The following is a 13,749-nucleotide window of genomic DNA, read 5'->3' on the forward strand; positions in this document are numbered from 1 at the left end:
GTCCGATGTGTCCGGTCATCCGCTTATCGGGATCGCCCGATGTCCGCCCCACTGGATAGCATCCGCTGCCCCCGTCGATCGAGCACGGGGTGAAATCGGGGAAAGGTGGATGAGGGATGACCCTCATGCCTGACAGAAATCCACGTCGAACCGGCCGGCGAAGCGTGCTCGCCGCCGCGCTGTCGATAGTGGTCGCGGCCGGATCGGTGGTCGCCACCGCGGCGCCGGCAGCCGCGTACGACATGCGCTACGAGACGAACACCTCGTGGGCCTGGACCGACTCGCACTCGCCCACCACGATCAACATCGACCGGCCCGGCGACGTGCCGGTCGGCACCTGGAAGGACGAGAAGGGCCGCCCGCACACCTCGCGCGCCTACTTCACGTTCGACATCTCCCGTTACCGGGGAGCGGACATCCAGTCGGCCGTCCTCGACGTGAAGGAGACGGCGGGCGGCGACTGCACCAGACGTCCCGTGGTGGAGCTGCGGCGTACCGCCGCCTACACCGCCCGGTCGAGCTGGCGGAATCCCCCGGCCGACCTGGGGCTGGTCGACAGCCGCCAGCTCACCGACCAGACCGTCTGCCCGGCACCCCGGGTGGAGTTCGACGCGATCGACGGTCTGCGCCAGGCGCTCGCCGAGGGCCGGTCGACGCTGACCCTCTCGCTGCGGCTGCCCGCCGACGCCGAGCGGGACCCGGCACTGGCACGGAAGTACGCCACCAAGGTGGGCATCTCGATCGACTACAACTTCCGCCCCGGCGTGCCGACCGACCTGCGGAGCGAGACCGGCACGGCGTGCACCACCACCGAGCCGTACCAGGTGATCCGCTACCCCGTCCCATCCGGAGTGGTGCACGACCGGGACCGCAACGACGGCGGCGGCACGGACCAGCTCACCGTCTCCTTCGCGGCCTGGCCGGTCGACCAGCCGGAGGCGCGGATCGAGCAGACGGACTACGCGCGCGACGGCGAGCGGGCCGTCGGCCGCTACGACACCATGTATCCGTCGCCGTTCGAGCACGACCGGACGTATGCCTGGCAGATGCGGGCGGCGGACAGCCGGGCCACCGGCGAGTGGAGCCCGGTCTGCTACTTCCGCCTCGACGCCCAGGGGCCGGTCACGCCGCCCGTCGTGACGTCGGCCGACTTCCCGGACGACGGCGCGTGGCACCCGGCTCTGCCCGGCGAGTTCACCTTCACCGCCAACGGCGCGGCCGACGTGGTGCGGTACGGCTACTCGCTGGACTCCGGCGTCGAGAAGACGATCGACGCGGACCGGACGGGCGGTACGGCCACCGTCACGCTCACCCCGGACAGCGGCCCGAGCACCCTGCGGGTGTGGAGCCTCGACGCGGTCGGCAACCGCTCGGCGACCACCGAGTACACGTTCCTCGCCAAGGACGTGGCGCCGGTCGTCGAGGGACGGCTGAGCGAGATCGGGGTGCCTGCCACGTTCCAGTTGCGTCCGCAGATGGACGGCGTGGTGCGCTACCGCTACGCCCTCGACGGCGACCTCGAGCAGACGGTGGACGCCGCGGCGGACGGCTCGGCCGCGATCACCGTCACCGCGACCCGGGGCGGCTCCCGCACCCTGACCGTCACCAGCGTCACGGCCGGCGGCGTGGAGGCCACCAGCAGCCGGCAGTTCAACCTGCCGACCGCGCCGAAGGTCTCGGCCACCGTCTACCTGCCCGTCCCCAGCGGAGGGCAGGGTATTCCGGGCGTCTTCACCTTCACCCCCCGCCTGCCCGACACGGTCAGCTACCGCTACCAGTTCACCGGCGAGGACCAGAAGGTGGTGGCCGCGCAGGCCGACGGCACCGCGTCGGTCACCTGGGCGCCGACCGAGGCGGGCGTGGTCAACCTGGTCGTGCGGAGCGTGAGCCGGGACGGCACCGAGTCGGAGGCGGCGACCTTGTCCTTCCGGGTGCGGGACCTGCGCCCCGCCGTCACCGCTGACCCGTACCGGACGGACGTGCCCACCGGCGGTCCGGGCCAGCCGGGCGAGTTCCGGTTCACGTCGCAACTCACCACGACGGTGGCCTTCCTCTACCGGTTCGACGACGGCGTCGAGCAGCGCGTCGAGACGGGTAACCGGGCGACGGTGAGCTGGACGCCCACGGAGGGCGGGACGCACACGCTCACTGTCGTCGGGGTCACCGCGGACGGCACCCGCTCCCCCGAGCAGGTCTGGACGTTCCTGGTGAACGACGAGCCGCAGGTCCAGTCGGCGAAGTAGCCGCACAGCAGCAGCGGCCCGACCGCACCGGCCCCACCACCTTTCCGAGGTGGTGGGGCCGGTGTCACATCCGTGGCCCCGGATCCGGCGTACCTTGGGGATCATGCCTGTGCCGAGCGATCCGCATCCTGATCTCCAGTCGTACGCCGACCCGCAGCGCCTGGTCACCACCGAATGGCTGGCCGAGCACCTGGGCGACGAAGGGCTCGTGGTCGTCGAGTCCGACGAGGACGTGCTCCTCTACGACACCGGCCACATCCCCGGCGCCGTCAAGGTCGACTGGCACACCGAACTCAACGACCAGGTCACCCGCGACTACCTGGACGCCGCGAGCTTCGCCGAGATGTGCGCGGCAAAGGGCATCGGGCGGGACGACACGGTCGTCTTCTACGGCGACAACTTCAACTGGTGGGCCGCGTACGCCCTCTGGGTCTTCTCCCTCTTCGGTCACCCGGACGTCCGGCTGCTCGACGGTGGCCGGCAGAAGTGGGTCGCCGAGGGACGGGAGCTGACCCGGGACAAGGTGAGCCGGCCCCGCGCCTCGTATCCGGTGCCGGAGCGCGACGACGCGCCGATCCGCGCGTACCGGGAGCAGGTCATGGCGCACGTGGAGGCGGGGCGGCCGCTGGTGGACGTGCGTTCGCCCGGTGAGTACACCGGCGAGATGCTGCACATGCCGGACTACCCGCAGGAGGGCGCGCTGCGTGGCGGGCACATCCCGGGCGCGGTGAGCAAGCCGTGGAAGTCCGCCGCGAACGACGACGGCACGTTCAAGTCCGCCGACGAGCTGCGCGCGATCTACGCCGACCAGCTCGGGCTGAGCCCGTCCGACGACGTGGTGGCGTACTGCCGGATCGGCGAGCGGTCCAGCCACACCTGGTTCGTATTGCACCACCTGCTCGGCTTCCCGCAGGTGCGCAACTACGACGGCTCGTGGACCGAGTGGGGCAACCTGGTGCGGGCCCCCGTCGTGAAGGGCGACCAGCCCGGCGGCCTGACCCGCTGAGCGTCCCGGCCGGTCCCGCCGTGCCGACGGTGGGACCGGCCGGTCAGCGGGCGGCGATCGACAGGCTGCCGGGCACGTTGCCCGCCACCCGGTCGACAGCGCCGGTCTCGGGTCGCCACCGGGCCAGACCGGCGTCGTAGCGGAACAGCAGTTCGCCGTCGGCGGTCCAGCCGTACACCTCGCAGCACCCCTTGGCTCGGCCCTCCCGGCCCAGGTCGAGCAGGCGGGTCACCGCGCCGGTGCGGGCGTCCAGCACCGCCACGCCCTCGGCGCCACTCATCGTGCCGGCGGGGCCCACGGTGGTGGTCCATCCGGCCTGGCCGATCCGGTCGCCGCGCTGCCAGCCCCGCCCGTAGATCTCGTCCAGGCGGTAGCCGGGTGGAAGCTGCCCGGTGGTCACCGGCCGCCGCTCCGGGGTGCCGCCGGAGGCGGGGAACCGGCGTACGGCCAGGCCGCCGTCCCCGGACCAGCCGCCCACGGTGAGCAGGTCGCCGGGCCGGTCCGGCTCGGGTACGACGAGCGTCCACGGGTCGACAGTCAGCTTCCGCGCCGCTCCGGTGCGCCGGTCCAGCTCGTACGCGGTGTCGTTGTCCCCGACGATCAGCCGGTCACCGGCCCAGACCACGTGCTCCAGGTAGCCCGCGAGCGGATAGCGGCGGACCTCGACGTCGGTCAGGTCGACCACCACCACCTCGCCGGTCTGCGCGAACGCGGCGGTCCGGCCGTCCGGCGACAGGCTGCCCGGCTTGAGGGCCGTCGCCTCGTTGCCCCCGGCGTCGCGGGTGGGCGCGAGCGTGACCACGTCGAGTTCCCGGACGATGCCGTCGTCACCCAGCACCCGGACCGGGCCCGCTTCGCCGGTGGCCGGGTCGACCGGCTGGTACAGCGCCAGTGCCCGGCTCACCGGGCGGGCGGAGAGGGCGGCGCGGACCCGGTCGCCGAGCCGGCCGAGCGGGTCGCCCGCCTCGCCGAGCCGGTCCGGGGGCCGCTGCACGACCGGCGCGTTCGGGGTGGAGGTCACGGCCGGGCGGGGCGGTGCCGCGGGGGGCGGCCCGGAGCGGTGCAGGAGCGCCGTCGTACCGCCGCCGACCAGGACCACGGCGACGGCGGCGGCCGCGGCGGCGCGGCGGGCACGACGGACCCGGCCGGCCCGTTCCCATCCGGCGGCGGCCGGCCGGCTCGGGCGGATCTCCTCGGTGGACCGGGTCAGCAGCCGGGTCAGCTCCGTCTCGTTCACGGGTTCACCTCCCTTCCGGCGGCCAGGCCGTCGGCGGATCCACCGGGTGCGGGCACCACGTCGCGCAGCCGGCGCAGCGCGTCGTGGCACTGGCTCTTGACGGTGCCGACGGTGACGCCGAGCGCCTCGGCGGTGGCGACCTCGGTCAGGTCCTCGAAGTAGCGCAGCACCACGACGGCCCGCTGGCGTGGCGGCAGCCGGTCCAGCGCGGCGCGCACGGTGAGCCGCAACGCGGGGTCGCCGTCCGCGTCCGGCCGGTCCGGCGGGTACGCGCTGAGCCACTCCCGCCGCCGGCGCCGCCACCAGGAGACGGCGTCGCGGTAGAGGATGGCGCGCACGTACGCGGCCGGATCGCCGTCGCGCACCGACGGCCAGCGCAGCGCCAGCTTGAGCAGCGCGTCCTGGAGCAGGTCCTCGGCCTGGTGCCGGTTGCCGCAGATCAGGTACGCGGCGCGCAGCAGCCGGTGCTGGTGCGACTCGACGAAGGCGAGGTAGTCCGCCCGCCCGTCGTCCGCGTCACGCCCCATCCGGCTCCTCCTCCGTCACCGGCCAGACGCGCGGGACGGGGGCAAAGGTTGGGTCAGGTAGCGCTGAATCGTCGGGCCGACCCAGGCGGTCAGTTCCTCCGGGTCGAGGTCCACCACGGGTGGCAGCCGGACGACGTACCGGGTGAGGGCGAGTCCGAGGATCTGGCTGGCCACCAGACCGGCCCGTCGCTCGGCGGTCGCCGGGTCGGCGCTCGACCGGGCCACGGCGGTGGCGAGCTGGCCGGCGAAGATGCCGCGCATCCGGTCGGCCGCACCGGGGTTGGTGGCGGCGGCCCGGAGCAGCGCGACGAGTGTCCCGTCCGCCTCCCAGCGGCGTACGAAGTGCCGGATCAGCGTCTCGCCGAGCCGGTCCGGCGGCACCTCGGCCAGGTCGGGCAGGCGCAGGTCGAACTCGGCCGCCGCGGCGAAGAGTCCCTCCTTGCTGCCGTAGTAGCGCATCACCATCGACGGGTCGATGTGGGCGTCGGCGGCGATGGCCCGGATGGTGGCCCGGTCGTAGCCGTCGGCGGCGAAGCGTTCCCGGGCGGCTCGCAGGATGGCCGCCCGGGTGGCGTCCGAGCGGCGGGTGCGGGTGGCGGGTTCGGTCACGTCCACGACTGTAGGCCAACACGTGTTGACATCGGTTCTACAGTGAAGTCAACACATGTTGGCAAACAGTTGTTGACCTGAGTCCGGAGGTGGAAGCGATGCTCCCCGAACGCACCGACGTCCTCGTGGTGGGCGGCGGGCCGACCGGCCTGGCGGTGGCCGTGACGCTGGCCGGGCACGGGGTTGCCGCGGCTGTCGTCGACCGGCTCGCCGAGCCGCCCGTCACGTCCCGCGCCGCCGTCGTGCACGCCGGCACCCTCGAAGTGCTGGACCGGATCGGGGTCGCCGCGCCGCTGGCCGCCCGAGGGCTGCGCTCGGCCCGGTTCAGCGTCCGCGACCGGGACCGGGTGCTGCTCACCGTCCCCTTCGACCGGTTGCCGTCGCGCTACCCGTACGCGCTGCTCATCTCGCAGGCCGAGACCGAGGCGGTGCTCACCGACCGGCTCGCCGCGCTCGGCGGGCGCGTGCTGCGGCCGTACGAGATGACCGGGCTGGACCTCGACGGCGCCGGCGCCGTCGCGCGCTTCGACGGCGGCCGCGCGGTCCGGGCGCGCTGGGTCGTCGGCGCGGACGGGATGCACAGCCGGGTCCGCGAACTCGCCGGCATCGGCTTCGGCGGCCCGGCCGACCCCGGGGAGTCGTTCCTGCTCGCCGACGTGCGGGTGGACAGCGCGCTCCCGCGCGACCAGGTGAGCCTCTTCCTGTCCCGGCAGGGCCCGCTGGTCTGGGCGCCGCTGCCCGACGGCACGGTCCGGCTGGTCGCCACGGTGGCCGACGCGCCGCGCGAGCCGCAGGCGCACCACTTCCAGGCGCTGCTCGACGAGCGCGGTCCGGCGCGGCGGCCGGACCGGGTCACCGGGATGGCGTGGTCGTCCCGGTTCCGGATCCACCACCGGATCGCGAGCGCCTACCGCTGCGGCCCGGTGCTGCTCGCCGGGGACGCGGCGCACGTGCACAGCCCGGCCGGCGGGCAGGGGATGAATCTCGGCCTGCGGGACGCGGTCGCCCTCGGTGACGCGCTCGCCGCCGGCCCGCGGGCCCTCGACCGGTACGCGGCCGACCGCCGCCCCCGCGCCGAGGAGGCGCTCGGCTTCGCCGCCAACCTGACCCGCCTGGCCGCCGCCCCACCTTTCGCGCGCCCCCTGCGCAACCTGCTGCTCCGGCTGGTCTCCACCCTCCCCCCGGCCCGTCACCGCATCGCCACTCGCCTCGCCGGCTTCGAACCACCGCCCCGCTGATCTTGCAGTTGTGGCCCTTGGCGGGTCTGTTTTGTGCGTGTTCGCCTGGGCGCAAAGTGCAAGATCGGCGAGGAGGCGGAAGGGGGAGGGAGGGATGAAACGGGACGGACACTGTCGGCGCTGACCGGTACGGTGAGCGCCGAAATCCGAACCGGGAGCGCGATTGGACCGCACCTTCCAGGTGGACCTCCGTGGCGTGGTCGACCTGCTCAGCCACCACCTGTACGGCAGCCCGCGCGTCTACGTGCGCGAGCTGCTCCAGAACGCCGTCGACGCGATCACCGCGCGCCGGTCCACCGAGCCGAACGCACCGGCCCGGGTACGCATCGAGCCCCCGGAGCTGACCGGCGACGGGACGCTGCGCGTGCACGACACCGGCATCGGCCTCACCGAGGCGCAGGTGCACGAGCTGCTCGCCACCATCGGCCGCAGCTCCAAGCGCGACGAGCTGGGCTTCTCCCGGCACGAGTTCCTCGGCCAGTTCGGCATCGGGCTGCTCTCCTGCTTCCTGGTCGCGGACGAGATCCGGGTGGTCACCCGGCACGCCGACGAGCCCACAGTGCTCTGGACGGGCTGGTCCGACGGCCGGTACGCGGTGCGGCTCGCCGAGCCCGAGCAGGCTCGGGACGAACCCGGCACCACAGTGACGCTGGTGCCCCGGCGCGACGCCGACCAGTGGCTCGGCGTACCCACAGTCACCGAGCTGGCCCGCCTCTACGGCAGCCTGCTGCCGGTCGACGTCCGGGTCGGTGACACGCCGACCACCGCCGGGCCGCCGCCGTGGCCGACCACGCCCGGAGCACCTGTCGACCGCGCCGCGCTCCAGCGGTACGCCCAGGAGCTGCTCGGGTTCGTCCCGTTCGACGTGGTGCCGCTGTCGGTGCCCGAGGCCGGCCTCACCGGCGTGGCGTTCATCCTGCCCACCGCGGTGAACCCGGCCGCGCGCGCCGGGCACCGGGTCTACCTCAAGCGGATGCTGCTCAGCGAGCACGCCGACGGGCTGCTGCCCGAGTGGGCCTTCTTCGCCCACTGCGTGGTCGACGCGAGCGAGCTGCGCCCGACCGCGAGCCGCGAGGCGCTCTACGAGGACGCGCTGCTCACCACGGTCCGGGACGCGCTCGGGGACCAGATCCGGGGCTGGCTGGTGCGGCTGGCCAAGCACGACCCGCGCCGGCTCGGCGAGTTCCTCCAGGTGCACCACCTGGGCGTCAAGGCGCTCGCGATGCACGACGACGAGATGCTGCGGCTTGTCGACCAGTGGTGGCCGATGGACACGAACGTGGGCACGATGACGCTCGCCGAGTTCCGGCAGCGGCACGGCGTGCTCCGGTACGCCGCCAGCCTGGACGAGTTCCGCCAGCTCGCCGCCGTGGCCGCCGCGCAGGACGTGGCAGTCGTGAACGGCGGCTACACGTACGACACCGAGCTGATCGAGCGACTGCCCACGGTGGATCGGTCGGTGCTCATCGAACGGCTGGAGCCGAGCGACCTCACCACCCGGTTCGAGATCCTCGACCCGGCGACGGAGCTGGCCCTGCGGCCGTTCCTGACCGGGGCGCAGCGGGCGCTGGAACGGCTCGGCTGCGAGGTCGTGATCCGGGCGTACGACCCGGTCTCGCTGCCCGCGCTCTACCTGGTGTCCCGCTCGGCCGCGTTCCACGACCAGCTCGCCGCCAGCCGCGACAAGGCCGACGAGCTGTGGGGCGGGGTGCTCGACGCGCTCGCCGCCTCCGCCCCGCCGGACCGCCCGCAACTCGTACTCAACCACCGCAACCCGCTGGTCCGCCGGGTGACCACGCTCGCCGACCCGGAGCTGGTCGGGCTGGCCGTCGAGGCGCTCTACGGGCAGGCCCTGCTGCTCGGGCACCACCCGATCCGGGCGGCCGACGCCGCGCTGCTGAACAGTTCCTTCCTCGGCCTGCTCGGCCGGGCCGTACCGGGAGTGACGCGTGACTGACGACGACCTCTGGCGCATGCACCACGAGATCGAAACCATGCCGTACGGCCCGGGGCAGATCGCCGCGCTGGAGCAGCTGCTGCGCCGCGCCGACGCGGGCGACGACAGGCACCTCGCCTTCGCGGCCCGGGTCACCGGCACCACCGCGTACGTCTACGGCGGCGAACCGGCGAAGTCCTTCGTCACGTTCTCCTGGTGCCTGTCGGAGTACGACAAGGATCCGCAGCCCTACCACCAGGGCTACACGCACCAGCTGCTCTGGGCCTTCAAGTACATGGTCAACGCCATGGTGAAGTTCCCGGAGCTGCCGCTGGACCGCACGTACGCGGTGCTCGACGACATGGAGCGGCGCTACCGCGACGCCGGGCACTCGTTGCAGGCGGTCCACAAGCACCGTTACCTGGTGGCCGCGCACCTGGGCGAGGAGGACGCGGCGGAGCAGTGGTACCGCAAGTGGATGACCACGCCCCGCGACGCGCTCTCCGACTGCGCCGGCTGCGACCCGACCACGCAGGTCGCGCACCTGGTCCGGCTGGGCCGGCACGAGGAGGCGGTGGCGCTCGCCGAGCCGGTGCTCGCCGGCCGGCTGACCTGTAGCGAGCAGCCGCAGGGGATCCTCACCGCGCTGCTCACCCCCTACCGCGAGACCGGCCGGGGCGACGCCGCGCGGGACGCGCACCGGGAGGCGTACCGGCGGCTGCGCGGGCACCTGGCCAACCTGTGGGACGTCGCCGAGCACATCGAGTTCTGCACCGCGACCGGCAACGAGGCCCGCGCGCTGGAGCTGGTCGAGCGGCACCTGGACTGGCTGGACCGGGCACCCACCCCGGCCGCCGCGATGCACTTCGCGGCCGCCGCGTCGGCGGCGCTGCGTCAGGTGCCGGCCGAGCTGACAGTGCACCGCCGCGCCTCCGGTGACCGGCCGGCCGCCGACGTGCCGGTGGGCGCGCTCGCCGACGAGCTGGCCGGTACGGCCACCGGGCTGGCCGGCCGCTTCGACGCGCGTAACGGCACCACGCACCAGTCCGCGATGATCGCCCGGAAGCTGGTGGCCGGCCCGGAGGGTGAGCACCTGCCGCTCTCCGCCAGCGTGCGCCGCCCGGTGGTGCCCGCGCCGCGTACCGCACCGGACGCTCAGACGACGACCGAGCCGCCGGTGACAGTGCCTGACGAGGCCGGCGCCGACGAGCTGCTGGCGCTGGCCGAGGAGTGCTGGCGCACCAACCGCCGGGACGGCCTGGGCACCGTGCTGCGGGCGTACGACGAGCGGTACGGCGACGCCGACCTGCCGGCGGCCACCCGGGCGTGGCGGCTGGAGCTGCGGGCGGGCGAGCTATCCCAGGACGACGACGGCGTGGCGGTGGCGACGGCTGTCAACCGGGAGGCGCTCGCCGCGTGGCGGGAGGTGCCGGACCCGCTGCGGGCGCAGGTGGTGGCCGGGCGGCTCGGTGTGCTGCTGAGCATGGCCGAGGAGAGCGCGGACGAGGGACTGACGCTGGCGCAGGAGTCGGCCGCGTATCTGGCCGCGCACGGCGAACCGCGGGATCGGGCCGCCGGCTGGGATCGGCTCGCGCTGGCCCACGTGCACCGGGAGCGGTGGGCGGACGCGCTGGACGCGCTCGACCGGGCCGGGGCGGACGCCGACGCCGACGCGTGGCTGGCCGGGCGGGTCGCGCTGCACCGGGCGCACGTGCTGGAGCAGTTGGAGCGGGCCGAGGAGTTCCGGGACGCGGCGGCGCAGGCCCGCCGGCTGGCCGGCGAGCTGGGTGACGCGGAGATGCTGACCGGCGCCTGCCTGGCGTGCGCGCGTGCCGCGGACGACGCGGCCGAGGCGGTGGCGGTCTGTGACGAGGCGCTGTCGGTCGCCCCGGTCGGCGCCCACCTGCCGCTGCGGGTGACGCGCGGGCGGGCGCTGCTCGCAGCCGACCGGGCCGGCGAAGCGGTGGAGGATCTGGCCGAGGCGGTCACGCTCTGCGTCGAGCAGGGGCTGCCGGGTGACGCGCTGCTGCGCTGGGAACTGGCCGAGGCGTACCGGATGGCCGGCCGGCTGGCCGAGGCCGCCGAGGTGGCCGAGGAAGCGGTGCTCGGGCTGGACCGCTCCGGCGCGCAGGCCGAGGCGGACCGGTGCCGGCACATGCTGTCCGGGATCTACGCGGGTCTCGGCGAGACGGATCTCGCGCTCACGGTGCTCGACCAGCTGGCCGAGAACCTGGACGGGCCGGACAATCTCCCCCGCCGGGCGCAGGTGCTGGAGGAGTCCGGCGGCCTGCTCTACGACGCCGACCGGGACGCGCTGGCCGCGCAGCGGTTCGCGTCGGCGGCCTCCGCCTGGCGGCTGGCCGGGTATCCGGTGGACGAGCTGCGGGCCCGGCGGCGGGAGCTGCTCGCCCTGCACTGGTCCGGTGACCTGCCGGCGGCGGTGGCCGCGATCGAGCGGGTGGACCAGGCCGCGAACGCGCTCGCCGGTCAGACCGACGAGCCGCCCGTGGTCACGTACGAGCGGGCGATGGCCGCGGACGCGGTGGCCCGGGTGCTGATCGGCGAGGACCGGCTCACCGCCGCGCTGGACCGGCTGGAGGGTGTGCCGGGGCGGCTCCGGTCGATCGAGGCATTCGGCGAGGCGGCGCAGGTCGAGGTGCTGACCGGCGAGCTGCTGCTGCGTGACGGCCGGCCCGAGCAGGCCGAAGGGCTGCTGCGCCCGGTCCTCGGCGGGCTGCCCACCGGCTCCCGGCCCGCCGCGCAGGCCGCCTGGCTGCTGGCCCGCGCGCTCGACGACCAGGGCCGGCCCGCCGAGGCGGCGTCGGTCCGCGCCGAGCACGGCATCGAGGAGGACTGAGGCGACCGTCGGGTAACCGCGGCTGCTCTAGATCGACCCCGAGGTCTAGGCTGGCCCGGTGGCGGTGGAACAGCAGGCACGGGGGACGGCGGGCACGGCCCGGCGCCGGTCCCGGCGGGACGAGATCCTGGAGATCGCGGTCGGTCTCTTCGCGGCGCGCGGCTACCACGGCGTGTCGATGGACGACATCGGCGCGGCGGCCGGAGTCACCGGGCCGGCGCTCTACCACCACTTCGCCGGCAAGGAGGCGATGCTCGTCGCCGCGCTGGTGCCGGTCAGCGAGGGGCTGCTCGCGGGCGGGCGGGAGCGGGCCGCCGGTCACCCGGACGACCCGCGTGGCGCGCTGGAGTCGCTGATCGACTTCCACGTCGAGTTCGCGCTGGCCAACCCGGCGGTGATCGCCCTGCACCTGCACGAGCTGGACCGCATGCCGGACGAGCCGCGCCGGCGGATCCGCCGGCTCCAGCGGATGTACGTCGAGGAGTGGGTGACGGTGCTGACGGCGCTGCACCCCGGCCTGCCGGACGGCGCGGCGCGGGTGCTCGCCCACGCGGCGTTCGGCCTGATGAACTCGACGCCGTTCCTCGGCGGCGAGGTCGATCGCCGGCGACGGGCCGAGCTGCTGCGCGGCGCGACGCTCGCGGCCCTGCTCGCGCCGACCGACCCGACCTGACACGCCGCCGGGACCTTAACGCATGTTAAGAAGGGACCCCGGCTTTGCGTCGAGAAGGGGTCACGTCCGTGCAGAAGATGATCGAATCGTTGTTGGTCGCGAATCGGGGGGAGATCGCGCGGCGGATCATCCGTACCGGCAGGCGGCTCGGGGTCCGGACGATCGCTGTGCACTCGGAGGCCGACGGCGCGCTGCCGTTCGTGACCGAGGCCGATGAGGCGGTCTGCGTCGGCCCGGCGAACCCGGCGCAGAGCTACCGGAACGCCGACGCGATCCTCGACGCCGCCCGCAGCACCGGCGCGCAGGCGATCCACCCCGGCTACGGCTTCCTGTCGGAGAACGCGGACTTCGCCCGTACCGTCGAGGGGTCGGGCCTGATCTGGGTCGGACCCGGCGCGGACGCGATCACCGCGATGGGCGACAAGATCAACGCCCGGAACCTGATGGCGGCGGCCGGGGTGCCGGTCGCGCCCGGCACCACCGAGCCGGCGGCCGACCTGGCCGCGGCGGTCGAGGCGGCCGCGGAGATCGGCTACCCGGTGATGGTCAAGGCCGCCGCCGGTGGCGGCGGCATGGGCATGGGCGTGGCCGCCGACGAGGCGGCGCTGCGCACCGAGTACGACAAGGTCCGCGCGTTCGCGGAGCGGATGTTCGGCGACGGCTCGGTGCTGATCGAGCGGTACTTCCCCCGGGTGCGCCACGTCGAGGTGCAGATCCTCGGCCTGGCCGACGGACGGGTGGTGGCGCTCGGCGAGCGGGAGTGCTCGGTGCAGCGACGCAACCAGAAGCTGGTCGAGGAGTCGCCGTCCCCGGCGGTCTCGCCGGAGCTGCGCGAGCGCTTCCTGGCCGCGGCGGTACGCGCGGGCGAGGCGGTGGGCTACCGCAACGCGGGCACCGTCGAATGCCTGCTCGACCCCTCCACGCAGGAGTTCTTCTTCCTGGAGATGAACACGCGGCTGCAGGTCGAGCACCCGGTCACCGAGTACGTCTACGGCGTCGACCTGGTCGAGGAGCAGCTGAGGGTGGCGGCCGGGCTGGCGCCGACGTTCGACCCGGACGCGCTCGCCCCGCGCGGCCACGCCATCGAGCTGCGGATCAACGCCGAGGACCCGAAGCGCTTCCTGCCCGGCCCTGGTGCGATCACCACCTGGAACGAGCCGTCCGGCACCGGGGTACGTGTGGACTCCGGCTACGTCGCCGGCAACACCGTCACGCCGTTCTACGACAGCCTGATGGCCAAGCTGATCGTCAGCGGGGACACCCGCGAGGAGGCGGTCGAGCGGGCTCGGGCGGCGGTCGCCCAGTTCGAGATCGCCGGCCCGAAGTGCAACCTGCCGTTCTTCGCCGAGCTGCTGGAGAACCCGGAGTTCCTCTCCGGCGACTACGACACCGGCATCGTCTCCCGGATGCGCTGACCTTCGAC

10 protein-coding genes are annotated in these 13,749 nt (G+C 74.1%); 7 read left to right on the forward strand and 3 right to left on the reverse strand.

All coding sequences use genetic code 11. The features are described from left to right. Positions 1 to 125 precede the first annotated feature (125 nt). Both MicB006_RS00270 and MicB006_RS00275 read left to right on the forward strand, forming a co-directional pair. Positions 126 to 2,243, forward strand: a complete 2,118-nt coding sequence (locus MicB006_RS00270; RefSeq protein WP_152037807.1) for a hypothetical protein — start codon at positions 126 to 128, stop codon at positions 2,241 to 2,243. Positions 2,244 to 2,346: 103 nt separating this feature from the next. Next, positions 2,347 to 3,249: a sulfurtransferase gene (locus MicB006_RS00275; RefSeq protein ID WP_116503064.1), complete on the forward strand. Its 903-nt coding sequence runs from the start codon at positions 2,347 to 2,349 to the stop codon at positions 3,247 to 3,249. A 43-nt stretch (positions 3,250 to 3,292) separates the two neighbouring features. Here MicB006_RS00275 and MicB006_RS00280 read toward each other — a convergent pair whose 3' ends face one another. The 3 genes from MicB006_RS00280 to MicB006_RS00290 are packed head-to-tail and all read right to left on the reverse strand — an operon-like array spanning position 3,293 to position 5,628. Further along, positions 3,293 to 4,486, reverse strand: coding sequence for a hypothetical protein (locus MicB006_RS00280; RefSeq protein WP_116503066.1), 1,194 nt, complete (start codon positions 4,484 to 4,486; stop codon positions 3,293 to 3,295). Continuing rightward, on the reverse strand, positions 4,483 to 5,013 hold the full coding sequence (locus MicB006_RS00285; RefSeq protein ID WP_116503068.1) for a SigE family RNA polymerase sigma factor: 531 nt from the start codon (positions 5,011 to 5,013) through the stop codon (positions 4,483 to 4,485). Before MicB006_RS00285 ends, MicB006_RS00280 begins: the two co-directional genes overlap by 4 nt. 15 nt (positions 5,014 to 5,028) lie before the next feature. Beyond that, positions 5,029 to 5,628, reverse strand: coding sequence for a TetR family transcriptional regulator (locus tag MicB006_RS00290; RefSeq protein ID WP_116503070.1), 600 nt, complete (start codon positions 5,626 to 5,628; stop codon positions 5,029 to 5,031). 92 nt (positions 5,629 to 5,720) lie between these two features. Here MicB006_RS00290 and MicB006_RS00295 point away from each other — a divergent pair, with 92 nt between their 5' ends. From MicB006_RS00295 to MicB006_RS00315, 5 genes are all read left to right on the forward strand, one after another. Beyond that, the gene (locus MicB006_RS00295; RefSeq protein WP_116503072.1) at positions 5,721 to 6,860 is read left to right on the forward strand and encodes an FAD-dependent monooxygenase; all 1,140 of its coding nucleotides are present in this window, start codon (positions 5,721 to 5,723) and stop codon (positions 6,858 to 6,860) included. Between the two features lie 163 nt (positions 6,861 to 7,023). Further along, positions 7,024 to 8,817: an HSP90 family protein gene (locus MicB006_RS00300; protein ID WP_073826933.1), complete on the forward strand. Its 1,794-nt coding sequence runs from the start codon at positions 7,024 to 7,026 to the stop codon at positions 8,815 to 8,817. After that, positions 8,810 to 11,653, forward strand: coding sequence for a hypothetical protein (locus MicB006_RS00305; protein ID WP_116503074.1), 2,844 nt, complete (start codon positions 8,810 to 8,812; stop codon positions 11,651 to 11,653). The genes MicB006_RS00300 and MicB006_RS00305 overlap by 8 nt, the downstream gene beginning before the upstream one ends. 58 nt (positions 11,654 to 11,711) lie before the next feature. After that, positions 11,712 to 12,326: a TetR/AcrR family transcriptional regulator gene (locus tag MicB006_RS00310; protein ID WP_116503076.1), complete on the forward strand. Its 615-nt coding sequence runs from the start codon at positions 11,712 to 11,714 to the stop codon at positions 12,324 to 12,326. Between the two features lie 77 nt (positions 12,327 to 12,403). Then, positions 12,404 to 13,741, forward strand: coding sequence for an acetyl/propionyl/methylcrotonyl-CoA carboxylase subunit alpha (locus MicB006_RS00315; protein WP_116511025.1), 1,338 nt, complete (start codon positions 12,404 to 12,406; stop codon positions 13,739 to 13,741). The last annotated feature ends 8 nt before the right edge of the window (positions 13,742 to 13,749 follow it).

The organism is Micromonospora sp. B006 (assembly GCF_003408515.1).
GTDB lineage: Bacteria > Actinomycetota > Actinomycetes > Mycobacteriales > Micromonosporaceae > Micromonospora > Micromonospora echinospora_A.

Excerpts from the sequence above, each read along its gene's own strand:
- MicB006_RS00270 (WP_152037807.1), top strand. The coding sequence starts at position 126 with ATGCCTGACAGAAATCCACGTCGAACCGGCCGGCGAAGCGTGCTCGCC.
- MicB006_RS00275 (WP_116503064.1), top strand. The coding sequence starts at position 2,347 with ATGCCTGTGCCGAGCGATCCGCATCCTGATCTCCAGTCGTACGCCGAC.
- MicB006_RS00315 (WP_116511025.1), top strand. The coding sequence starts at position 12,404 with ATGATCGAATCGTTGTTGGTCGCGAATCGGGGGGAGATCGCGCGGCGG.
- MicB006_RS00285 (WP_116503068.1), bottom strand. The coding sequence starts at position 5,013 with ATGGGGCGTGACGCGGACGACGGGCGGGCGGACTACCTCGCCTTCGTC.
- MicB006_RS00295 (WP_116503072.1), top strand. The coding sequence starts at position 5,721 with ATGCTCCCCGAACGCACCGACGTCCTCGTGGTGGGCGGCGGGCCGACC.